This is a genomic window from Streptomyces sp. NPDC021225 (assembly GCF_044332865.1).
Classification (GTDB): Bacteria; Actinomycetota; Actinomycetes; order Streptomycetales; family Streptomycetaceae; genus Streptomyces.
Genome location: NZ_JBIRPV010000024.1, coordinates 22,049 through 41,603 on the forward strand (window position 1 = coordinate 22,049; position 19,555 = coordinate 41,603).

A 19,555-nucleotide genomic window follows, 5' to 3' on the forward strand; every position below is an offset into this window, starting at 1 on the left:
GACCACCCCCCAGCACATGCGCGGGACGCATTGTCAGTGGTGCCCGATACGGTCGTGCGCATGACCTCTGCGCAGATCCAGCCCGGCGACGAACTTACCCGCGCGCAACTGAAAGCGAAGTTCGGCGGCGGCCCCCAGGGCGGCATCATCCCGTCCACCACGACCGACAACGTCCTGATCTTCTCGGATCACGACAGCGGTAAGGACTACGGCTATCAGGACGGTTGGCTTGCCGAGGAAGACGAGAAGGGCCCGATCTTTGAGTACACCGGTCAGGGCGTCGAGGGCGACCAGACCCTGAAGGGCAACAACGGGTCCGTACTGAACCACGCCGACGATGGGCGCACGCTGCGCGTGTTCATGTGCGTCGGCTACGTCAAGGGCAAGAGCGGGCCCAAGCTGCATCGCTACGTCGGCGAGTTCAAGGTCGACGAGGACGAGCCGTTCGTGAGGCGACGAGCCCTCGACCAGAACCACGACATGCGATGGGTCTACGTCTTCCGGCTGCGCCCGGTGGCCGAGTTTGAGCAACTGCCCGAGGACTTCGTTCCCGCGGCAGGCGACGACGTCACCGAGACCCTGCCAGCCGTTCCGGTCAGCAGTGACCCATACTTCGAGCTTCAGCCGGCAGAGTCGACCAGCGGACAGGCCACCAAGCCGGAGAAGAACAGTAAGAAGCAGGTCACCCGTAAGGCGAGCGATGCCGTCGAAGTAACGCGACGGGAGGCGGAGTTGAGTGACCGCTTCCTCGCCTTCCTCAAGGGTGAGGGGCACTCGGTCGACCGCTTCAAGATCCGCATTAAGGGCCTGACGTCAACGTTCTGGACGGACCTTTACGACGCGACCGACAACGTGCTGTACGAGCTCAAGGGCAGCAGCAGCCGCAACGCCGTCCGTATGGCCATTGGGCAGTTGCTCGACTACCACCGGCACATCCCCCCGAACGACGCGCAGCTTGTTGTACTGCTTCCCGAGCGCCCGGTTGATGACTTGGCCGAGCTTGTCGAGTCCGCCGGTATGAAACTCGTGTACGAGGACGGCGACAAGTTCGTTGGTTGGCCCATCGCCTGAACCGAGACTCGTTGTCGGGGCTGTGTGGCGGCGAGGTCTTCGACTAGGCCCAGATGGACCGCCACTACCCCCTAACTTATCTGTGACTTGTGTCACTTGATGCCTGTTGAGCCTCAAGGTGGGATGTGCTGTGGCCTGTGGTTTCAAGGTGATGGGTTGACGCAACCGTAACGGGGTTGACGCCCCATGTGTCAATGTGGTATTTGCGACCAGGTTGGCGCTACGCCTACGGTCCTTCTCGTGACAACAGACCTGCTCCAGAACCCTGGTGTGTCCCTGCTCTGCGCAGTTCTCGCGTGCCTCATCCTCGTGGCGTTGGCGTGCTCTGATCCAGTTGTGCGGGACCGCGCTGAGCGGCTGCTCCGTATCATCTTCCGTGCGTAGGGCCACTCACATGGGGAACGCTCCGACGGGGTCGGGCGCGGCTGCACCGGTCTCGGCGAGGATCGCCCGCACTTCGGCTTGTACGGCGGTGTCGTCCCACGTCGGATTGAAGATCTTCACTTTCGTTGCCGTGCTGACGGCGCCGGCGCGGTTGAGCAGGTCGAGAGTCGTCGCCGTCTGCTCGGCGGACTCGGCGACGCCGTCGCCGAACTCCACGCGGGGGTGGGCGGGCGTGACCTTGCTGCCGAACAGCGCTGCGTCGAGTTGCAACATGACGTGGCACATGTCGGCGATTCCGTGGCGCCAATAGCCGGCCTTCTTCCGGCGGGTCACCATCGACCGGGCGTCGCGGCTGTCGACCTCGGTCGCGGTGACGGGCTGTCCCTCGCCGTCGAGGCCGAACGACTGGGGCGAGTAGCCGGCGGCTTGGGCGGCCTGTCGCATGATGCTTTCGGCCGTCCGGGCGTGCTCCTCGACCCTGATATCGAACTGGTTCAACGTGATGCCGGCGCCCTCGTTGGGCGGCATTCTGAGGCTGTGCCAGACTTCGCGGTCGTCGTCGAACGACGCTCCGCGGCCGGCGCCCTCGTTGCGTAGGTATCCGTCGGGGACGATCAGCCGCGCGCGGGCGAGGCGAATGTCGCGGAGCCAACTCGTCCACGTCTCGTCGAGCGCGTCGAACAGGTCGTAGATCGGCGCCGCGTAGTCCGAGCGTCCGATCGGGCTCCCTCGGTGCAGCCGGTTGGGCAGCATGTTGGGTATGTACGTGGCGGTCAGTTCTCGGATGCCGGTCGCGATGCTGTCGCCCTCGGTGTCGAGGGAGTCGACCAGCTCGGCCGTATCGGGGTGCTCGGTGAGCGGCACGCGGCGCCCGACGTTGTCGCGCGTCCCCATATACAGGGCGTGCACGATGCGGCCGGACTCGTGTCGCTCGAAGTGGCGCCATACGGTCGACTCGGCCGAGCCGTCCAACTCTCGCCAGAACGACACGGCGCGCAGCATGTTGAACCGGTACTCGGGTACGGCACCGTCGGGCTGCATGACGGTGAGCAGGGGGCGCGGCGCTAGGTCGCGGTCCCACGTCACACGGAGGAACACGCCGGACAGGGCGGCGGCCTGCTCGGCGGCGCCGAGGAACACCTGTTGGGCGCGGCCCTCGTCGAGCAGCTGGTCGAGGCGGTCCTGTGTGGTCTTGTCCTCGATGGTGATCGTCGGCATGTCGGCGAACAGCAGGTCGGCGCTGGTCGCCGCGATGTCGCCGGCGAGGGGGACGTGTAGGCGGTTGTCGCGCCGGTCGGCGCGGTGCTCGAACGATCGTCGGCCCCATAGGCGGCGCCGCTCAGAGGGGCGCCCGTGGTGGGAGTAGGCGCGGCCGAGGCGTTTCCGGTCGCCGCTGTACCACGCGTCGTCGACGCGCATCGCGGCGTAGTACGGGGCCCACGCCGGCGGCGGCCACGCTGCGCCCGATTCGGGCAGAGCCATTCTGATCACCTCCATTGCTGGGCTGGTGGTGAGTGGGCGCCATAAGGCACTCTCTTGCGATGGATCAAGGGTTAGCGGCAGTTCTCGGGGCGTCAGTAGCGGTTGTTGGGACCTTGGGAACCGCATGCTTGACGTACGTAGCTGCACGGCGACAGACGAGCGATCAGGGGCGCTTTGAGCACGCGCATCGGCTAAGGGAAGAACGGCGTTCGGCTTACTTGGCGTTTCTTGAAGCGCTTGAGCCCGTGGATGACGCTGTTCACTTAGTAGATTCGGAATACGTGAACAATCTGCTGGCTACTGAATCGCCTGACTGGTCAGCTGTGGAAGCAGTCGCGGAGAGGGTCTACGACGCTTCGCGCACTCTCTACCAGCTGAATTCTCGGATTCAATTGGTCGGGCCGGAAGGAATCGTGCAATGCTCGGATGAGATGTGGGTTGCAGTGCGACAATTTCACGATGAGCTGGTCAAAATCTGGGATTCAAGGACGGTTCCCATCCACCAGGATTTTGAGACCGGACTCTGGGCGCGGATAGGCGAGTTTGAACGGGCCAAGCGTGAACTTGCGACACATCTGAGGAGCGTGTTGGAACGGCCAGAAGTCTAGGGGCCTTCATCAATTGGTGAGTAGATGGCGCCACTCGTGCGCCGTGCTATGGATTACGTAGCGCAATGCGTCGCATGAGTGGTCGTTCTGTTTGACGGGCTTGTCTTCGCCCTTGTCGGCGGCGGACTCGTCCCACACGTAACCGGGCAGTTCGTCGAGCAGTCCCTCGCACGATCGATGGACGCGGAGCAGGCTGGCGCCGAGCAGGCTCGCCACGGACCGGATACCGCCCACCACTTCGTTTGAAGCGCGGGCCACGCCCGGATAGGAGTCGGCCCACAGCTGCGTAATGAAGCTCGCCGCGCTGGGGTCGATGAACGTCCACTCGGGGGCGACGCCCTGCTCGGCAACCCACTTGCGCAGTGCTGCGCTGTACTGGGCGTCGGTCATCTGCCGGTGCGCGGTGCGGGAGTCGTGGCGCCACTCGGCGCATGCGTACAGCCGGCCGTCGACGCCCTCGCCGAGCAGGATCGCCGAGGTCGCGTTCACGGTGCCGTAGTCGATGCCGATCCAGTACCGGCGCATGTCGGGTAGTTCGTCGACGACGTGCTCGGACTCGTCGAACATGTCGTAGATCGCGCCCTCGGCCTGTACCCACAGGCCGAGTACGTTCCGCTTGTAGAACAGGCCGGTATGCGTCGACTTGATCCGCGCTATGTACTCGGGGTCAAGGCCTGGGTTGTCGTCCAACTGGAAGTGCCACGACCTGAGTCGGGCCTCGCGCGGCCTGAGCAGGTAGTCGCGGCGTAGCCAGTGGTTCGGGTTATCGGGGTTGGTCGTGCCGAAGATCGCCGATCCGGCCACGCTGCAACGCGCGGTGAGCTGGTCAAAGAACGACTTGGGGAGGGTCGTCGCCTCGTCGACGTACGCGCCGGCGCACGTCAAGCCTCGTACCTTCGGCTCGGCCTGGGCGTCGTTGGCGCCGAGGGCGTGCACGGTCCGGCCGAGGACGGTCGCCGTCGGCGCCCCGCTGGTGTAGTGGATATCTTGCGCGACCTCGCCGAACACGTCCGGGTTCATGAGGGGTCCGAACACGTTCCGGGCGAGGCTGTCGCGGGTGCGCCCGACCATGACCAGCTCGCCTCCGGGCGGCGGGTCGGCGACGTACCCCAACCACCGTATGAGGCTGGCGATCGTCTTCCCGCTTCTTACCGACCCTTCCCACAGGTTCAGGAACGAGGCGGCCTCGACGATGCTGTCTATCTGCTTGGGGGATAGGGCGAGGTCAGTCGGCATCGTCGCCGCCCCGCTCGCCGTGGCGCTCGGCGTAGTTCCGGGCGAGACCGTCCATAAGGCGGCCGATCACGGAACGGGACCGCTCGCCGGCCTCGTCGCGCGGCGGGGCCAGTTTGAGGGAGCGGTCGAGGGCAGCGCCGGCGGTCGCCATCATCGTGCGGCGGTCCGCGGGGATCGGCTCGTCTTGCCACTTCTGGGCGTAGGTGTGATCCTTCCCGCCCCACTCGAAATACAGCGTGCGCTCGGTCATCTTCGCGAGTTCGCGCTCGGCGATGTCGTGAAGAGTGATCGCGAGGTCGGCGCGGCGCGCGGCAAGGTCGGCGCGGCGTACGCGGGTGGCTGTCTCGACCTCGGCGGCGCGGTCGAATTTGAGCGGCGGGTCGAACGATCCGGCGATCTTGGACACGGTCGAGGGCGACCTGTTGATCTCCCTCGCGATGTCGTTCCGGGACTTGCCCGCGGCGTGCAACTCGCGCACGCGCTTGCGGTCGTTGTCGTCGATGGGGCGGGCCATGACTCACCCCCTCGCCGGCGGACGTGCGAACGCCCCGCCGCTGGACGGGTAGCGGCGGGGCGTTCGGTAGGGCGTCCGTTTCCGGGCACGCCGAGGTCGAGCCCAACTGTAGATCACAGATTGATAACGACGCAACCGGCGTTGTACGACGCCCACGCCACACGCGCATGACGGGCCGCGCGTCCGGTGCACGGCGCGCCCCGCCGTGTCATACAGCGGGGCGCGCAGCTGTCATACGTCCTGGTCAGGCTGTCGGACGGGGCGGTACGGCCTGAAGGTCACACTCTCGATCAGGGGGACGGTCCCGGTCGGGTAGATCCCGCGGGACCATGCGGCGTAATACGCCTCCGAAAGGAGAAGCAACGCCTGTCGGACGGCGGCACTCGCGTCGCAACCGGTCTGCATGATCACGCGTAGGTCGTCGTACATGCCTTCGTCGAGGATGCGGACGGACAGGGAGCGGCCGATGGGCGGAGGGAGGTTCGGGCCGTCGGTGGGCTGCTGGGTAGGCTTGGGCTTGGCCATGTCGGGGTTGCTCCGATCGTGGTTAGTCGGGCCCGTCCGGCGGTGGAGTCGCCGCGGCGGGCCCGCGCTGCTGTCTGGGCTACTGGTCGCCGTCGGGAGTCGGCTGCTCGCCCTGCTCGGCGTCGAGGGCGCGCAACACCTGATAGACGCGCGACTGGGTGAGGCCGAGCGCGGCGGCGATCGGTCCCGGCCTCATGCCGCGGTCGCGGGCGGCCTTGATGGCGCGCGGGGTGGCGGCGACGGCGGCCTCGCCTGCGAGGCGCAGGGCGCGAATGTCGAACAGGTCGAGCTCGGCGGCGAGGCCGTCGAGCAGGCGGTCGAGGTCGCCGCGTGGGTCGGGGCGGGTGGCGTCGCGGTACGCGTTGGCCAAATTGCGCAGGTTGGCGCGAGTGAACGGGTCGCCCCGACCGTCGTCGGCCGTGGCTCGGTCGCGGTGCTGCTGGATCACCTCGGCGAGCAGCTGCTCGGCGAGGTTGCGGGCATCGTCGGTGGGCTCGAGGCGGCGGCCCTTGACACGCCGACTGATCTCGGCGGCCGAGTAGGTGCGGCCGGTCTGGTGGTCGTCGGCCGCGGGGCGCTGCTCGGCGTCGTCGGGCTGGTCGGTGGCGTTCACGTGTGCTGCTCCTGTCGGTGCGGGTTGGGGCCCGCCCCCGGGTCGAGGGCGGGCCGGTCGGGTCAGTTAGAACGGGGGCTCGCCGTCGAGGGCGGCGACGCGGGCGGACGCGTCGAGGGCGCGCGCGTGCCCGGCGTCGAGCTCGCGGGCTCGGCGGGCGCGCTCGGCGGTCGTGAGGCGCGGGCGGGGGCGGCACGAGTCGTGCCACTGCTCGCCGCGCGGGATCACGTACCCGCATCCCTCGCAGCGTGCGGCGAGGCGGGCGTCACGGTGGGCGTTCGGGCCGTGCTCGCAGGGCACGACCTCAACGGCCTTGCTGCCGGTGTAGCGCAGCACGCCCGCGCGGTCTTCGGCCTCGCGGCGGCCGAGTCCGCACATGATCAGCCCTTGCCACTCGCCACGGATCACGACGCGGTGCGTCACCGCCCACATGAGCGCGGGCTCGAGCGCGAGGGGGCGCGGCTGCTCGGGGGCGAACAGGGCGGGGTACTCGCGGGCGAGGTAGGCGTCGACCGACGCGCGGGTCACCTCGGGGGCGACGGTGTCGACGACCTCGACCTCGACCTCGGCGGCCGGCGCGGCGGCGCGGTCGTCGAACAGGGCGCCCTGTTCCGCGGGGAGTTCGAGGGCGAACAGGGCGTCGCCGGCCTGCTGGCCGATCCAGTCGCCCCGCCACGTACCGTCGGTGGCCTCGGCCTCGGTGACCAGCTGGGCGGCGAGCAGTGCCTCGGCGTCCTCGACGGGCGCGGCCTCGATGGGGGCGAGCTGCTGCTCGGCGAGGGCGAACCCGTGCTCGGTGGCGATGCGCTCGGCGCGAATGGCGCTGTCGGCGTATCGGCCGTCGTCGAGGGTACGCGGGTCGCCCGTGATGCGGTGCAGCTCGCCGTACGCGACGGTGACGGCGACCGGCCACGCGCTACGGAGGAAACCGACGACGCCCTCGCGCTTGATGATCAACACGTCGCCCTCGCGGATGTCGTCGCGGCACTGCGTCGCGTTGTACGCCGATTCGGTGTCCTCGAACCGGTGCGTGAGTATCGCGGGGGCGTTGCCGGCGCGCTGAATCCACAGGCGGGCGGCGGCGATCTGCGCGCGGCTGTAGGCGCCGCGAATGCTGAGGATGTGCTCGGCGTGCCGGCTGATCACGTGCAGTACGCGCGTGCTGGTCGGCTCAATGACCAGCGTCCGGCCGCGACCGCGGCGGGCGGCGTCGAGTGTGGCGGCGGTCTCCTCGTCGCCGATCCACTGTGCGGCGAGGTGGTCGGCGAGTGCTCCGGGAATCGTGACGCTCATTGGGGGTTGCTCCCTGTTCGTCTGTCTGGGTGCCGGGTGGAGTCCGGCGGGAACGTCACTGTAGCCACTTCACAAGTCGCTACACAAGCGGGTTCACAAGTCAGTTCACAAATGGGGGGCGCGGGCAACTGCCCTATGCCCCCCGCGGGTTGGCCGGCCGCTGCGCCCGGGGGCCGGCTACTCCTCGCCCCGCCGGCGCGCGTCGAGGGCGACCCACAGGCCGACCAGGTCGGCGCCCCGCCACGCCCGGCGCCGGCGGCTGTCGAGCAGGACGGGCGCCGCGCACTCCGGGCCGGTTGAGCAGGTGACCACAGGTTCGCCGCCCGGCTGGGTGTGGCCGGCGAGCTGCCCGCCGCAGAATGGGCACGGGGCGTCGATGACGGTCGTCCGCCCGTCGCGGCCGAGGGCCCGCTCGACCATGAGGCGCGCGCGGTGCGCGCTCTCGGCGACGTGGTCGAGCAGGCGGGCCGGCATGACCTCGAACAGATCACCATTCGGCTCGCCGAGGGCGCGGCCCTCCAGCCATACGGCGGCCCAGTGCAGACCGAACGCGCGGGAACCGGCCGAGGCGGCACTCGCGGGGCCGGCGTCGCGGTGCGTGGGCGGGTGCCACCGTGCCGGGTCGGCGGCGTCGGCTCGGTCGAGGATGAACCGGCCGTGCGCGTCGCGGTCCGGCCGTATGGAGCGCTGCACCTGCTCGGCGACGGCGTCGGCGAGGTCGAACAGCTCGCGCTCGACCTCGATCGCGGCGTCGAGGGCGTCGAGGTTGAGCGGGGCGGGGTGCTCGCGCAGCAACAAGGGGAGTCGGCCGACGGTCTCGACCGGCTGCTCGTCCTCGGCGCCGTCGGCCTGCTCGGCGAGGTGTCCGTCGATGTACGCGCGGGAGTCGCGGGGCGGCCACTCGGCGGCCGGCCGGCGGCCGATAGCGGCGAGCAGGTCGCCCCACTGCTCACGCACGGCGGCGAGGTCGACGGCGGCGCGGCGGGCGACTGGCGGGGCGGCGGGGGCGAGGGTGGTCGTCATGATGGCTGCTCCTGTCTTCGGTGCGTGCGGTCGGCGCGGGCGGCAGCGCTGCTCATCGGCGCCCCCACAGGCGGCGGTTCTCTCGGCTACCGCGGTGCGTTGAGTGGTCGAACGGTCGGCCGCAGCGTGCGCAGTGCGAGAGTCGGCGCGGCCTCGGTCGAAACCAGTGGCGAGGGTCCAGCCATTCGCCGACCGACTCGACGTGCTCGAACTGCGGCCGGCCGCATCCGCTGTAGCGGCACGGCTCGTCGGCACGGTCGGCGCGGAACCAGTGGCCTCGGATCACCGCTGTGCCTGTGCGTCGAGGCTGTCGGCGTGGGAGTCGAGCAGCTTTCGAACGCTGTCCATGCCGGTGAGCAGGCCGCGGGTGCTGCGGTTGAGGCCGTGCTCGTCGAGGGTGGCGGCGTGGCGCTTCCGGGCGAGGGCGGACAGTTCGCGGGTGTGGGCGGCGAGCAGGACGTACGCGATCGCGAGGGCGGCGGCCGGGGTGCGCTCCTCGGTGTCGAGCAGGATGTCGCGCAGCGAGGCGAGGGTCGGCGACTGCTCGCCGGCGTTGAACGCGAGGCACTGCCGGGCCTCGTCGACGGCCCGCTCGGCGGGGGTGCTCATCTCGGCGAGGCCCGCCGCGGCCTGGTCGGGGTCATCGGCGGGCAGCTGGGCGGCGACGGCGTCGAGTAGGGCGTCGAGGCCGGCGGGGCGCTGCGGCCTCGCCATGCCGCGGGTGAACGCTGCGGGTGCCTCGGCGCTGGCGGCGAGCATGGCCTCGGATGGCGAGGCGGGCCCGTCGTGGATCGGGCACGGCGCGCCGGTCGCGAGGGCGGTCGCGCATTGGCCGGCGGGACCGTCGAGGCTGTCGGCGATCTGGCGCAGCACGCGGGCGGCCACGGGGTGCGGGAGGTTGCACGCGATGTCGGCCGGTCCCTCGTTCGGCACGGTGACGATCAGGCGGTGAGTGTCGAGCGAGGCGACGGCGACGGCGTCGGGAGTGCGGGTCAAGGGGTGGTGCTCCTGTTCCTGGTTTCTTCGTACGGAAGTTGATGAACGTGAAGTACGCCCGGGGCTCACGCGCGCGGGCGGGCCCGCGACCGGACGCGCGCCGGTCGCGGGGGCTCGATCAGAACGGGCGCTCGTCGCTGTATCCCTGGGTCGACCACTGGTCGGCGGCGGGCTGCTGGCGATATCCCTGGGACTGCTGGCCGTATCCCTGCTGCGGGCGCGGCTGGGCGTTCTGGCCGTTGCTGGCTTTGGTGACGACGGCCGTCGCGCGAAGCAGGCTGGGAGCGACCTCGTCGGCCTGAATCTCATATGAGGAACGGTGGTTGCCTTCCTTGTCGTCGTACTGGCGCTGTGTGAGGTGGCCGACGACGATCACGCGCATGCCGCGCTGTATGGACTCAGCGACGTGCTCGGCCTGCTCACGCCATACGGCGACGGCGAGAAAGAGGGGTTCGCCGTCCTTCCATTCGTTGGTCTGGCGGTCGAATTTCCGGGGCGTGCTGGCCATGCGGAAGTTCGCGACGGCGGCGCCGGACGGGGTGAACCTGAGTTCGGGGTCCGCAACGACGTTGCCGGTCATGGTGATGGTGGTCTCGCCACTCATTACGCGGCCCTTTCGAGGGTGGGGGCGGTCGGTCGGATGGGCTCGACGACGGCGAGGCGGGCCTCGCGCTTTGCGGCGCGGATGGCGCGGGCGGATGCGTTCTTGCACGCCCGGCACTTCCTCGTTCCGTTCTTGGCGCGGATGGTGTTCGCCTGGTCGTAGCGATGGCCGGCGGGGCAGTGCGTGACGGCGGCGCGGGCGGCGACGTGGTTCGTCGAGCGGAGGATGTTCGTGCGGTGGGTGACGGCTTCGAGGTGGCTGGGGGCGACGCACTCGCGGCGGCGGCATCGGTGGTCGACTTCGAGGCCGGCGGGTATGGGGCCGTTGGCCTGCTGGTAGGCGTAGCGGTGGGCCTTGACGGTGCGGCCGTCGACCCAAAACGTGCCGTAGCCCTTTTCGTTCTGCGATCCGTCCCACAAGTGACAGGGGCCGGGGCAGTCTCGGCGGAGTGACCAGGGGCCCGCGGTGTTCACCTTGTCGGCGAACCGGGCGGCCGGGGTGGGCCGTTCCATGGGATGCACCTCCGTCGGGATGTAGTCGTTCCGAATGTTCTTTCATGGCCGGCGTATGCCTTCCATGGATGGAAGATACATGTCAGGGGGCGGCGTGGTCCGTTCGGATTACCGCCCCCCGGCGGGGCGTTACGCGGCTCCTGGGCGGTCGTCGTCGGGCTCGGCGAGGGCGATCGTCCATCCCATGGAGACCAGTTCCTCGACGACCTGCTCGGCCACATCTTCGGCCGTGTCGAGGCCCTTCCCCCGGGCGTTCTCGACGCCGGCGCGTACGACGGCGAGGGCGGCGGCGGGAATCATCGCTGCGCCCCGGTGACGTGCCGGGCGTCGCGGCGCCCGCACTGCTCGCGAGCGACCGGCGGGCGCACCATAAGGCGGGCGAGGGCGTCGCGGTCGCGGGCGCACTGCTCCGCGGCGGCGAGGCGTTCGGCCTCTTCCCGCTGGGCGCGGCGGTACTCCTCGGCGGCACGCTGGCGCTGCTCCTCCTCGGCGGCTCGGCGCTCGGCGAGCAGGGCGGGACCGTCGACCTCGAACCATGTCGACCACAGGCCGTATCCGTCGTGCCGCTCGACGACCACGTAAGCCCCCTGCTCGGCCAACTCGCGCGCGATGCGGCGGGCGGCCTTGCGGTCCTGCGTTGGCTTGATCGCGGGCCGGTCCGGACGCTGGTCCCACGATCCGGTGATCCGGTACCCGCTGATGTTCTTCGTACGGTCGGTCGCCGAGGCACGGCGGCGGTGCGGGGCGCGCTGCGGGTGCTTCCGGTTGCGGTTCATGCGGCGGACTCCTGTCGGGCGGCATGGTGGGCGGCGGCGACCTCGGCGCGGCACGGGTGCGCTCTGGCCTTCCGTCGGCTCTTGATCTCGCCGCCCTTGGGGTTCACCCGTCGACCTCGGCACGGCTCGCCGGCGGGGGCGCCGCACCACGTGCACGCCACGTCGAGCGGGTCGGGCAGATCGGCGGCGGCGAGGCGTTCGCGCTCGGCGCGGCGCGGCCGGTAGGCGGCGAGCTGCTGGGCGACGCTGCGCGGGACGTACTCGCCGAGAGCGGCGAGGCGTTCGGCGACCTCGGGGGCGGGCCCGCCGGTCAGTTCCTTGACGGTCGAGGCGGTCAGTGCTCCGGTCGCGACGGCGTGCCGGAGGCTGAGCAGTTCGGCGCGGTACGCGGCGGCGTTGTCCGGGTCGGCGGCCGGAACGGGGTCGTGGTGGCGGTCGACCACGTCGCGGCGGAACTCATGCCACGGGCGGGACACGTCCGACGGCTTGATCGGGTACGGGCTGGTCGCGATGTGGCGGCGTACGACCTGTGAGGCGTCCCAGTGCCGGCCGTTGGGGTGCGGTGCGGTCGGCGGCACGTCGGCGAGCAGGTCGGCCCACTGGTCGAGGGTTTCATCGGCGGCGGCCTGGTCGGCGGGAGCGCTGCGGGGGTCCAGCTTCACGGCGTAGGCGAGCAGGGCGGCGACTTCGCGGCGGTTCACTGGGCGGACTCCTGGGGGTCGTCGAGGGCGGCCGTGCGGAACAGGTCGGCGGCGCGCTGCACGCGGCCGGGGCGGGCGGCGTCGAGGGGGATAACGTCGGCGCCGGGCGAGGTCGGGGCGCCGGCGCGCACCGGGGGGAGCGCGGTCCAGCCGGGCAGGAAGTACCGGACCGACCGCGGGCGGGAGCGGGCGCGGCGCCACTGCTCGCGGGCGTGGTCGACCAGGGCGGGGACGGCGGTCCGCTTCACGATCGCCTCAAGGCGGAACCAATCGGCCTCGGCGAGGGACCACTCGACGACGACGCCGGCGGCGGTGAGCGCGTCACGCAACGGCCGAAGGTTCGGCGGCACGGCGGGGGTCGAGCCGTAGCTAGCTTGCTGTACCTCCGTAGGAGGTACAGCGGGACGGGCCGGGTCGGGTCGGGGGGACCGTGACGGGTCGACGGCGTCACGCTGTGACGGGTCGCCTTGACCTGCGATGTCTTCCGGAAACTCGATCTGATTCGCGGACGGTTCGCGATTTTCCGGCCTCGGATCGTCATCGATTCGCGGACGATTCGCCGACGAATCGAGTGGATTACGCTCCTGGTTCCGCTGCTCGGCCGCCCGTTCGCGGGCCCGCTGCTGGCGCTCGGCGGCCTGGGCGCGGTCGTCCTCGACGCGCGCGCGGGTCGGGTTGTAGGTCAGGAAGTCGTGCATTACGTAGTCGCCGGCGGGCGGCTGCTTGCACCGGGTGCAGTCGTGGCCGTGGGCGTGCCACAGGCCGGACGCGACCAGCTTCCGGGCCTGGGGCGCGGTGCCGTACAGCTGGGCGACGACGCCCGGGATTACGCCCTCGGTGAGGTGCTGGGCGGCGTAGGCGCCGGCGCGTACCCACAGGCCGAGGGCGGCGTTTCCCGCCTTCAACAGCTTGGGGTGCGCGTGCGCGGTGTCGTCGACTTTGAACCACGTCACGGGGGTTGTGCTCCTGTCGGGGAGGGGCGCCGGCGGGGAGGGGCGTCGGTGGCTCGTCCTCGCCGCCGGGCCTGTCATGCGGCGGTGAAGTAGGGGCGGGTGTGGGCCGGCTGGTGCTCGTCGCATCGCCACCCGCACGGGTACGGCCGTACCGGCTGGGCGTCGCACCGGGGGTTCCCGTGGGCGCATCCGTCGGCCGACCCGGGGTTGTTGCACGCGTTGCAGTACCGGCGGCCGTCGCCGCGGTGCCGGCCGTGTACGGCCTGGTCGTGGTCGCACGACGGGGCGCGGTGCTGCATGCCCTTGACGACGGCGAGGGCCGCGCGGTCGCGCTGCCGGGTGGCCTGGTCGTCGACGTGCGCGAGGTCGCAGCACTGCGGCCGGTCGCACGACGGGCGGACGCTGCCCACGGGCTCGCGCCCGGTCCGCAGGATGAATGCGGCCTGAAAGGCGGTGTAGTCGCGGCCCTTGTGCCGGAACCTTCCCCCACCCTTGGCGGGGCGTCCGCTCCACTCGCGGTGTCCGTCGTCCGTCGAGCGGGTGCGGGCGGCGAACGCCTTCGCCAGTCCCTCGGGGACGTTGTGCGGGCCGGCTTCCTCGGGCACGCCCTCGACGGCGAGCTGTCCGGGGACCTGCTCGACCGGCCCGGCGTCGAGCAGCCGGCGCGTGGCGTCGAGGCTGGCCTCGGTGGCGCGGGCGGTCACTTTTCACCCCCCGCGGTGATCGCGGCGAGCTGTCCGGCGAGGGCGCCCGTGCGCCACGCCTCGGCTGTCGCCACCTTCCCGCCCGTGCGCCACGTGATCCCGTGCGTGCGGGCGCGCGTCGGCTTGATGGCGACGCCGGGCACGTCGAGGACTTCACCCGTGATCTTGTCGACCAGCTTCGCGACGCCGGCGGCGTCCATCTCGCCAAGCAGTTCGGCGAGTTTCCACGGCTTGACCGTGCGCACGATGCGGGTTTCGGTCCACTCCTCGTCGGGCCACTGCTGACGAACGAACCGGGCGAGGGCTTCCTCGTCCTCGACGACCGGCCCGGTCTCGCCCTTGCGGATTGAGATCGTGGCGACCTGCTCGCCGGTGGGGAGGTACGCCCCGACGCGCTCGGTCCCGTCGCGCTTCTGGGCGGCGTCGAGGGCCTTCTGTGTCCGGGCCTTCACGTCCTTCTGCGCCGCGGCTACGCGCTCGGCGAGCAGCTTCAACACGGCTTCCTGTGTGGCGAGGTCGCGCAGCGACTCGACGGGCTGCTCGCCGGTCTGCTGCTCGGCGCTCACGCGCTCGCCCCCTTCGCGGCGTCGAGCAGGTCGTCGCGCATCTCGCGCAGCTGCTCGACGGTTGCCCCGGTCGGCTTCACGCCGTGGCGCGCGCTGAACAGCTGCTCGACCTCGGCACGGTCGGTCACGCCCGCACTGCGGGCGGCCTCGAACAGCTCGCCGACGGCCATCGCGTGCGCCTCGGCCTGCTCGGGCGTCTCGCGCTGCTGCCCGCCCTGGGCCTGCTGCGGCTGCTGCTGGGCGGCCCTCCGCTTCTGCTCCGCGACCTGGTCCAGCTGGGCGAGGTAGTTGTCGGGGGCGCCGTCGGCGACGGCGGCGGCGCGCACCTTGGCGAACGCCTCGGGTGTCGGCGCCTTCCGGGCCTCGGCGAGGTAGTCGCGGCGCGGGCCCTGTTGCGGGGCCTGCTGCTCCCACGGGCCGGGCTCGGCGCGCTGACTGCGGCGCGGCTGCTGCCGCTGCTGCCCGCGCTGCTGGCGCCGGTCCTGCTGGCGCTGCTGTCGCTGCTGCTGCTCGGCGCGCTGCTGCGGGGTCGGCTCGACGGGGTGCTCGCGGTCGCCGTCGTCGATGCTGCGGCCGTCCACGGGGATCATGAACAGGGTGAACAGCAGGTACTTAAGGGCGGCGGACTGGGCCTTGTTGGTGGCCTTGTCGGCGAAATCGCTCGCCTCGCCGGGCACGTCCGCGACCAGGCAGTCACCCGCGGGCCCGTAAACGTGGTACCGCATCGTGATCACGACGTGGGTCATCTTCTCGCCGCGGCGCTCGGCCCGGTGGTCGGCGATGCTCGGCAGGATGAACAGGCCGTGCGCGCGCATCGGCCCGGCCATGGCCGACATAACGTCGTCGATGCCCCGGAACTTGTACCGCTGCTGCTGGTTCTCCTGGTTCTTGCCGACAGGCACCGTGTCGCGCATGACGGCGTTGACCACAGAGAAGATGCGCGGGGCGTCCTCGGGGGCGCCCGCGGGTGCGGGCACGTACGTGACCTCAACGCGCGCGAGGGCGTCGGACATGGACGGCGCGGCGTGCGCGCGGGCAGTGGGCAGGGTGGTGACGGTCACGGGCGCGGGCTCCGGTTCGTACGGCGGTGGCGGATATGAGCGGCGAGGCGGGTGATCCGACCGGCGAGGGTGATCGCCGTGTCGGGGTCGAGCAGGTCGTCGAGGTCGGCGGCGATCGGCGCCTCGGCGGCCAGTGCCTCGCGGCTCCCGTCGGCGACGGCGGCGCGCATCGCCCGCACGTGGTCGGGCACGTCGTGCGCGGAGATCGCGTGGTCGAGGGCGCGCACGTTCTCGCCGTGGTGGGCGAGCAGGCGGCCGAGGTCGTCGGGTGCCTCGACGTACGCGAGGGCGAGATCGTCGAGCAACTGCTCGACGCGGGCGGCGATCGGCAGACGGACGGCGAGGCCGTCGGCCGACAGCTGGGGGCGGATCATCGGTGCAGCTCCTCGGGCATGGTCGGCTCGTCGAGGGCGAGGTCGCCCGTGATCGCGTCGTAGACCTGCGGGTGGGTCCAGTCGGCGGCGGGGAACATCCGGCGCAGCAGGCCGCGGGCGGCGCGGTGCGCCTCACGGTCAGCCTCGATGGGCCCGCCGAGGGCGTCGTCGAGAGCGACCCACGTCGCGACGCGCTGCTCGCCGTCGCGGTTGGTCGTCACGGGGACGGTCCGCACTCGGGCGGTACCGGGGGCGATCTGGTCCAGCTGCCGGGCGATCACGCCCGTGCGGGCGAGGTGCTTCCGCTCGGCCTCGGCGTCCGGCGTGGCGGTAGGCTGTTGGGTGTTCACGATCGGTGCCTCTCGGGGTTCGGTCGGGAGGGCCGTCCGGGTCGCATCCGGGCGGCCCTCGTTCGTTTTCAGGCGGCGGTGCGGTGCTCGACGGCGCGCGTCTGCTGGCGTTCGAGGCGGCGCAAGGTGAGTTCGACCTCGGGGCCGAGGCGGCCGGCGGCGCGGTCGTGGTCGCGCCGTGCGCGGGCGGCGTCGAGGATTCGGCGGGCGTTCACGAACGCCTGCTCGCGCGGAATCACGGCACCGTTCATGCGGCGGCTCGCTTGACCAGCTGGCCAGCGGAAACGCCGTAATGCTGCTCAACGGCCGCTGCTACAACAGCGCTCGGGGCGGTGCGGCCGTTCCACAAACGCCATGCGGTGTTACGTGCAACCTTCAACCGCCTTGCCGTGTCTGATGGATTGCGGTCCCCCGCTTCTCGAGCGGCGGAGACCAGGGCGGCGCGGTCGTACATACGGGCATCGTCCTTCCGTGGCCGGATAGGTTCCGTCCACGGATGGAACGTTAGCATGATGCTGTGACGTATGAGTCGAACGAATGCGCGAGGTGTGTCTCGAACCGCGTTGACAGTGAGCACGCATGCGACAACAATCGGTCACTAGTTCGATCTATTGCCGCAGCTCAGGGGAGTAGTCCGTGTTGGTGGAGTGCATTCCGGACAAGGTCAAGCGGTTGTGCGCCCGGGACTGTCCATGCGCGGTATGTTCCAACCATGGAACACAGGAATGTGCAGGGGAACAACCACGCCACCCCCGCCGACTTCGCTGCCTGGCTTAGGCGGCAGCTTGAACGCCGCGGCTACGATCTACGACCGAGGGGCGGCGGGCAGACACGGTTCGCCCAAGACTCCGGCATTGGCGCTGGCACCGTAAGCCGCATGCTGCGCGGGCAGGGCGCCATGGAGACACGAGTACTTCAGATGCTCGCCGAAGCCCTCGAACTCCCACTCGCCGAAGTGCTCGTCGCCGCTGGCGTCCTCAGCCGCAACGAGCTGCAAGCCGTCCAACGCAAGGGCCCCCGCCCCGACCCCCTCACCCCGGAGCAAGCAGCGGATGAACTGGGCATTACCGACCCCCAGTCGCGTGCGCTGTTCGTCTCTATGACCGAGACATTGCGACAGCAGCGGGCGGAGCGCGGCGAGGGACAAACCGCCGAGAATTGACCGCACGGAGGCACAGTGACCCACCGATACATGCCCATCTTCGCTTTCGGCCTCCTCGTGGTGGGCTTATCCGCGGGCGTCCTCGGTCTACTCGGAGACAACGACGACCTTTGGCGGGTAGGGCTGTTCATCGTCCTGGCCGCCATCCCCCTAACGATCATCCGTACTGTGCACAACTCCCAGCTCGCCACAGCTCACCAGCTCGCCGAAGCTGACCGCGCCGGATACCTCCGCGCCCTCGACCACGTCGCGCGTGGCCTGCTCGACGCACCCGCCCCGCCCACGCCGGGCAGCCGGGCAGGCGACCGCGCCGAGCAGGTCACGGGCAACGTGATCACACTGCGCCCACACCACTGGAAACAACCTGGACGGAAAGCACAGTGACCCAACTCGACATCCCAGCCGCCTTACGCGGCTCGCCGACCACCGAGGACGGCGAGCCGTGGCTCGGATACATCCGAGTGAGCACGTGGAAGGAGGAACAGATCAGCCCGGAGCTTCAGGAAAGTGCCATCCGGGCATGGGCAGCCCGCACCGGGCGCCGACTGCTCGAACCGCTGATCATCGACCTTGACGCCACCGGCCGGAACTTCAAACGAAAGATCATGGGGGCCATCGAGCGCGTAGAGCGCGGCGAGGCCCGAGGCATCGCCGTATGGCGCTACTCCCGGTTCGGCCGCAGCCGCACGGGCAACGTGACCAACCTCGCCCGTCTCGAAGGGGCCGGCGGGCAGCTCGAATCAGCAACCGAGCAGATCGACGCACGAACCGCCATCGGCCGCTTCCAGCGAGACATGATCTTCGCGTTCGGCAACTACGAGAGCGACCGAGCCGGCGAGCAATGGATCGAGACCCATGACCACCGCCGAACCAAACTCGAACTGCCCTCATCTGGCCGACCGCGATGGGGGTACATATGGCATCCCCGCCGCATCCCCGACGGCGAGGGCGGTTGGAAGATCCAAAAAGAGTGGTACGAGATCCACCCCGACAGGGGCCCGGTCCTGGCCGACCTCTACCGCGACTATGCAGAAGGCCGCCACGGATTCGAGGTGTTGGCAGGGTGGCTCAACCGTCACGGCTACCGCACCAACGCGGGTGGCCTGTGGAGCGAATCCACGATCAAGCACTACATGGACAGCGGGTTTCCCGCGGGCCTGCTGCGTGTGCACGACCGAGAGTGCCCCTGTGACCGGGCCAAACAAGGTCTTCGGTGCCCGAACTATGTACTGGTCAACGGCGCTCATGAGGAATGCGTGGGGCCGGACCTGTGGGAGGCGTACCAGCGGCGCCGCAGGGAGGTGCGCGCCACGCCGCCCCGGGCCCGCCAAGCGCTCTACCGCCTTACCGGACTCATGCGCTGCGCAGGATGCCGGGGGAGCGCAACTGTCATCGGCCCTAACGCCTACCGATGCAGCGTGCGGGCCAAGACCGGCGGGGCCGGCTGCCAGGGCGTACGGATGCACCGCGACGAGATCGAACGGGAGGTGTGGAAATGGGTGCTGCGAGAGGCCGCCGCGGGCGTAGATGCGGCGCCGTCGGTACCGCAGCAGCGCGCCGCCGTCCTCGACGAGCGGGCCCACGCCGCACGTGAACGGAAACGCCTACAGGCCGAACTCGACAAGCTCGACGCCGGCCTCGCCCGGCTACAGGCCGACCGCGCCGTCAACCCGCAGGACTACCCTCCCGGGGCGTACGAGGCGGCCCGCGACCGCATCAGAAGCCAGCAGGCCACCGCACAAGCCGCCCTCGACAAGTGCGTCGAGGTCGAGCAGGCACCGGACCGCACAGACTTTGAGCCCATGATCGTCAGTCTCGCCGCCGAGTGGTCGACGCTGGAAGTGAGCGAGCAGAACGCGTTGCTGAAGCAGCTGATTCGGCGGGTGGCGTTGGTACGGACAGACGCCGAGGACGGCGAGGACGGCGAAGCGAGCGCGGCGAAGGTAGAGATTCACCCGGTGTGGGAGCCGGACCCTTGGCAGAAAAAGGCCAAGGAGCAGGGGACAGCTACCGCGCCGTAGTCGAGTGTTTTACAGAGACAGCTGGG

25 protein-coding genes are annotated in these 19,555 nt (G+C 70.2%); 5 read left to right on the forward strand and 20 right to left on the reverse strand.

The features are described 5' to 3' along the window. Window positions 1–60 precede the first annotated feature (60 nt). The gene (locus tag ACH4S9_RS46745) at window positions 61–1,071 is read left to right on the forward strand and encodes a hypothetical protein (protein ID WP_398377727.1); all 1,011 of its coding nucleotides are present in this window, start codon (window positions 61–63) and stop codon (window positions 1,069–1,071) included. 390 nt (window positions 1,072–1,461) lie between these two features. Here ACH4S9_RS46745 and ACH4S9_RS46750 read toward each other — a convergent pair whose 3' ends face one another. Next, a complete protein-coding gene (locus ACH4S9_RS46750) occupies window positions 1,462–2,937 on the reverse strand; it encodes a phage portal protein (RefSeq protein ID WP_398377729.1) in 1,476 nt (491 codons plus the stop codon). A gap of 281 nt (window positions 2,938–3,218) precedes the next feature. Between ACH4S9_RS46750 and ACH4S9_RS46755 the strand changes: the two genes are divergently transcribed. Continuing rightward, window positions 3,219–3,545: a hypothetical protein gene (locus ACH4S9_RS46755; protein ID WP_398377732.1), complete on the forward strand. Its 327-nt coding sequence runs from the start codon at window positions 3,219–3,221 to the stop codon at window positions 3,543–3,545. Window positions 3,546–3,554: 9 nt separating this feature from the next. Here ACH4S9_RS46755 and ACH4S9_RS46760 read toward each other — a convergent pair whose 3' ends face one another. The 19 genes from ACH4S9_RS46760 to ACH4S9_RS46850 form a co-directional block, all read right to left on the reverse strand. Continuing rightward, entirely contained in the window at window positions 3,555–4,781 is a 1,227-nt protein-coding gene (locus tag ACH4S9_RS46760) for a PBSX family phage terminase large subunit (RefSeq protein ID WP_398377734.1), read from the reverse strand. Then, window positions 4,771–5,295, reverse strand: a complete 525-nt coding sequence (locus tag ACH4S9_RS46765) for a helix-turn-helix domain-containing protein (RefSeq protein ID WP_398377736.1) — start codon at window positions 5,293–5,295, stop codon at window positions 4,771–4,773. The genes ACH4S9_RS46760 and ACH4S9_RS46765 overlap by 11 nt, the downstream gene beginning before the upstream one ends. Window positions 5,296–5,526: 231 nt before the next feature. Then, complete coding sequence (locus ACH4S9_RS46770) at window positions 5,527–5,820, reverse strand: hypothetical protein (RefSeq protein WP_398377738.1); 294 nt, start codon at window positions 5,818–5,820, stop codon at window positions 5,527–5,529. 79 nt (window positions 5,821–5,899) lie between these two features. Continuing rightward, on the reverse strand, window positions 5,900–6,433 hold the full coding sequence (locus ACH4S9_RS46775; protein WP_398377740.1) for a hypothetical protein: 534 nt from the start codon (window positions 6,431–6,433) through the stop codon (window positions 5,900–5,902). Between the two features lie 66 nt (window positions 6,434–6,499). Continuing rightward, complete coding sequence (locus tag ACH4S9_RS46780; protein WP_398377742.1) at window positions 6,500–7,726, reverse strand: hypothetical protein; 1,227 nt, start codon at window positions 7,724–7,726, stop codon at window positions 6,500–6,502. Between the two features lie 177 nt (window positions 7,727–7,903). Beyond that, the gene (locus ACH4S9_RS46785; RefSeq protein ID WP_398377744.1) at window positions 7,904–8,749 is read right to left on the reverse strand and encodes a hypothetical protein; all 846 of its coding nucleotides are present in this window, start codon (window positions 8,747–8,749) and stop codon (window positions 7,904–7,906) included. 282 nt (window positions 8,750–9,031) lie between these two features. Further along, window positions 9,032–9,745 (reverse strand): hypothetical protein, encoded by a 714-nt coding sequence (locus ACH4S9_RS46790; RefSeq protein WP_398377745.1) that lies wholly within the window; start codon window positions 9,743–9,745, stop codon window positions 9,032–9,034. Window positions 9,746–9,863: 118 nt separating this feature from the next. Further along, window positions 9,864–10,349, reverse strand: a complete 486-nt coding sequence (locus ACH4S9_RS46795) for a single-stranded DNA-binding protein (RefSeq protein WP_398377747.1) — start codon at window positions 10,347–10,349, stop codon at window positions 9,864–9,866. Next, entirely contained in the window at window positions 10,349–10,861 is a 513-nt protein-coding gene (locus ACH4S9_RS46800) for an HNH endonuclease signature motif containing protein (RefSeq protein WP_398377749.1), read from the reverse strand. The genes ACH4S9_RS46795 and ACH4S9_RS46800 overlap by 1 nt, the downstream gene beginning before the upstream one ends. A 129-nt stretch (window positions 10,862–10,990) precedes the next feature. Continuing rightward, complete coding sequence (locus tag ACH4S9_RS46805; RefSeq protein WP_398377751.1) at window positions 10,991–11,161, reverse strand: hypothetical protein; 171 nt, start codon at window positions 11,159–11,161, stop codon at window positions 10,991–10,993. Beyond that, window positions 11,158–11,637, reverse strand: coding sequence for a hypothetical protein (locus tag ACH4S9_RS46810; RefSeq protein WP_398377753.1), 480 nt, complete (start codon window positions 11,635–11,637; stop codon window positions 11,158–11,160). Before ACH4S9_RS46810 ends, ACH4S9_RS46805 begins: the two co-directional genes overlap by 4 nt. Then, a complete protein-coding gene (locus ACH4S9_RS46815) occupies window positions 11,634–12,338 on the reverse strand; it encodes a cell surface glycoprotein (RefSeq protein WP_398377755.1) in 705 nt (234 codons plus the stop codon). Before ACH4S9_RS46815 ends, ACH4S9_RS46810 begins: the two co-directional genes overlap by 4 nt. Next, window positions 12,335–13,291: a mucin-2 gene (locus ACH4S9_RS46820; RefSeq protein ID WP_398377757.1), complete on the reverse strand. Its 957-nt coding sequence runs from the start codon at window positions 13,289–13,291 to the stop codon at window positions 12,335–12,337. Before ACH4S9_RS46820 ends, ACH4S9_RS46815 begins: the two co-directional genes overlap by 4 nt. A gap of 74 nt (window positions 13,292–13,365) precedes the next feature. Then, entirely contained in the window at window positions 13,366–13,995 is a 630-nt protein-coding gene (locus tag ACH4S9_RS46825; protein WP_398377759.1) for a hypothetical protein, read from the reverse strand. Then, window positions 13,992–14,561, reverse strand: coding sequence for a hypothetical protein (locus tag ACH4S9_RS46830; protein ID WP_398377761.1), 570 nt, complete (start codon window positions 14,559–14,561; stop codon window positions 13,992–13,994). Before ACH4S9_RS46830 ends, ACH4S9_RS46825 begins: the two co-directional genes overlap by 4 nt. After that, the gene (locus ACH4S9_RS46835; RefSeq protein ID WP_398377763.1) at window positions 14,558–15,622 is read right to left on the reverse strand and encodes an ERF family protein; all 1,065 of its coding nucleotides are present in this window, start codon (window positions 15,620–15,622) and stop codon (window positions 14,558–14,560) included. The genes ACH4S9_RS46830 and ACH4S9_RS46835 overlap by 4 nt, the downstream gene beginning before the upstream one ends. Next, window positions 15,619–15,996, reverse strand: a complete 378-nt coding sequence (locus ACH4S9_RS46840; protein ID WP_398377765.1) for a hypothetical protein — start codon at window positions 15,994–15,996, stop codon at window positions 15,619–15,621. The genes ACH4S9_RS46835 and ACH4S9_RS46840 overlap by 4 nt, the downstream gene beginning before the upstream one ends. Next, window positions 15,993–16,346, reverse strand: a complete 354-nt coding sequence (locus ACH4S9_RS46845; RefSeq protein WP_398377767.1) for a hypothetical protein — start codon at window positions 16,344–16,346, stop codon at window positions 15,993–15,995. The genes ACH4S9_RS46840 and ACH4S9_RS46845 overlap by 4 nt, the downstream gene beginning before the upstream one ends. A 68-nt stretch (window positions 16,347–16,414) precedes the next feature. Further along, on the reverse strand, window positions 16,415–16,597 hold the full coding sequence (locus tag ACH4S9_RS46850; RefSeq protein WP_398377769.1) for a hypothetical protein: 183 nt from the start codon (window positions 16,595–16,597) through the stop codon (window positions 16,415–16,417). 626 nt (window positions 16,598–17,223) lie between these two features. Between ACH4S9_RS46850 and ACH4S9_RS46855 the strand changes: the two genes are divergently transcribed. From ACH4S9_RS46855 to ACH4S9_RS46865, 3 genes are read left to right on the forward strand one after another with little or no spacing between them, the layout of a single operon-like run. Then, window positions 17,224–17,508 carry a hypothetical protein gene (locus ACH4S9_RS46855; RefSeq protein WP_398377771.1) on the forward strand — a complete coding sequence of 95 codons (285 nt, stop codon included), beginning with the start codon at window positions 17,224–17,226 and terminating at the stop codon, window positions 17,506–17,508. A 30-nt stretch (window positions 17,509–17,538) separates the two neighbouring features. Continuing rightward, complete coding sequence (locus tag ACH4S9_RS46860; protein WP_398377773.1) at window positions 17,539–17,892, forward strand: hypothetical protein; 354 nt, start codon at window positions 17,539–17,541, stop codon at window positions 17,890–17,892. Then, window positions 17,889–19,529 carry a recombinase family protein gene (locus ACH4S9_RS46865; RefSeq protein ID WP_398377775.1) on the forward strand — a complete coding sequence of 547 codons (1,641 nt, stop codon included), beginning with the start codon at window positions 17,889–17,891 and terminating at the stop codon, window positions 19,527–19,529. Before ACH4S9_RS46860 ends, ACH4S9_RS46865 begins: the two co-directional genes overlap by 4 nt. Window positions 19,530–19,555 lie beyond the last annotated feature (26 nt).

Excerpts from the sequence above, each read along its gene's own strand:
- ACH4S9_RS46745 (WP_398377727.1), top strand. The coding sequence starts at position 61 with ATGACCTCTGCGCAGATCCAGCCCGGCGACGAACTTACCCGCGCGCAA.
- ACH4S9_RS46750 (WP_398377729.1), bottom strand. The coding sequence starts at position 2,937 with ATGGCTCTGCCCGAATCGGGCGCAGCGTGGCCGCCGCCGGCGTGGGCC.
- ACH4S9_RS46760 (WP_398377734.1), bottom strand. The coding sequence starts at position 4,781 with ATGCCGACTGACCTCGCCCTATCCCCCAAGCAGATAGACAGCATCGTC.
- ACH4S9_RS46765 (WP_398377736.1), bottom strand. The coding sequence starts at position 5,295 with ATGGCCCGCCCCATCGACGACAACGACCGCAAGCGCGTGCGCGAGTTG.
- ACH4S9_RS46770 (WP_398377738.1), bottom strand. The coding sequence starts at position 5,820 with ATGGCCAAGCCCAAGCCTACCCAGCAGCCCACCGACGGCCCGAACCTC.
- ACH4S9_RS46780 (WP_398377742.1), bottom strand. The coding sequence starts at position 7,726 with ATGAGCGTCACGATTCCCGGAGCACTCGCCGACCACCTCGCCGCACAG.
- ACH4S9_RS46785 (WP_398377744.1), bottom strand. The coding sequence starts at position 8,749 with ATGACGACCACCCTCGCCCCCGCCGCCCCGCCAGTCGCCCGCCGCGCC.
- ACH4S9_RS46795 (WP_398377747.1), bottom strand. The coding sequence starts at position 10,349 with ATGAGTGGCGAGACCACCATCACCATGACCGGCAACGTCGTTGCGGAC.
- ACH4S9_RS46800 (WP_398377749.1), bottom strand. The coding sequence starts at position 10,861 with ATGGAACGGCCCACCCCGGCCGCCCGGTTCGCCGACAAGGTGAACACC.
- ACH4S9_RS46805 (WP_398377751.1), bottom strand. The coding sequence starts at position 11,161 with ATGATTCCCGCCGCCGCCCTCGCCGTCGTACGCGCCGGCGTCGAGAAC.
- ACH4S9_RS46810 (WP_398377753.1), bottom strand. The coding sequence starts at position 11,637 with ATGAACCGCAACCGGAAGCACCCGCAGCGCGCCCCGCACCGCCGCCGT.
- ACH4S9_RS46840 (WP_398377765.1), bottom strand. The coding sequence starts at position 15,996 with ATGATCCGCCCCCAGCTGTCGGCCGACGGCCTCGCCGTCCGTCTGCCG.
- ACH4S9_RS46850 (WP_398377769.1), bottom strand. The coding sequence starts at position 16,597 with ATGAACGGTGCCGTGATTCCGCGCGAGCAGGCGTTCGTGAACGCCCGC.
- ACH4S9_RS46855 (WP_398377771.1), top strand. The coding sequence starts at position 17,224 with ATGCTGCGCGGGCAGGGCGCCATGGAGACACGAGTACTTCAGATGCTC.
- ACH4S9_RS46860 (WP_398377773.1), top strand. The coding sequence starts at position 17,539 with ATGCCCATCTTCGCTTTCGGCCTCCTCGTGGTGGGCTTATCCGCGGGC.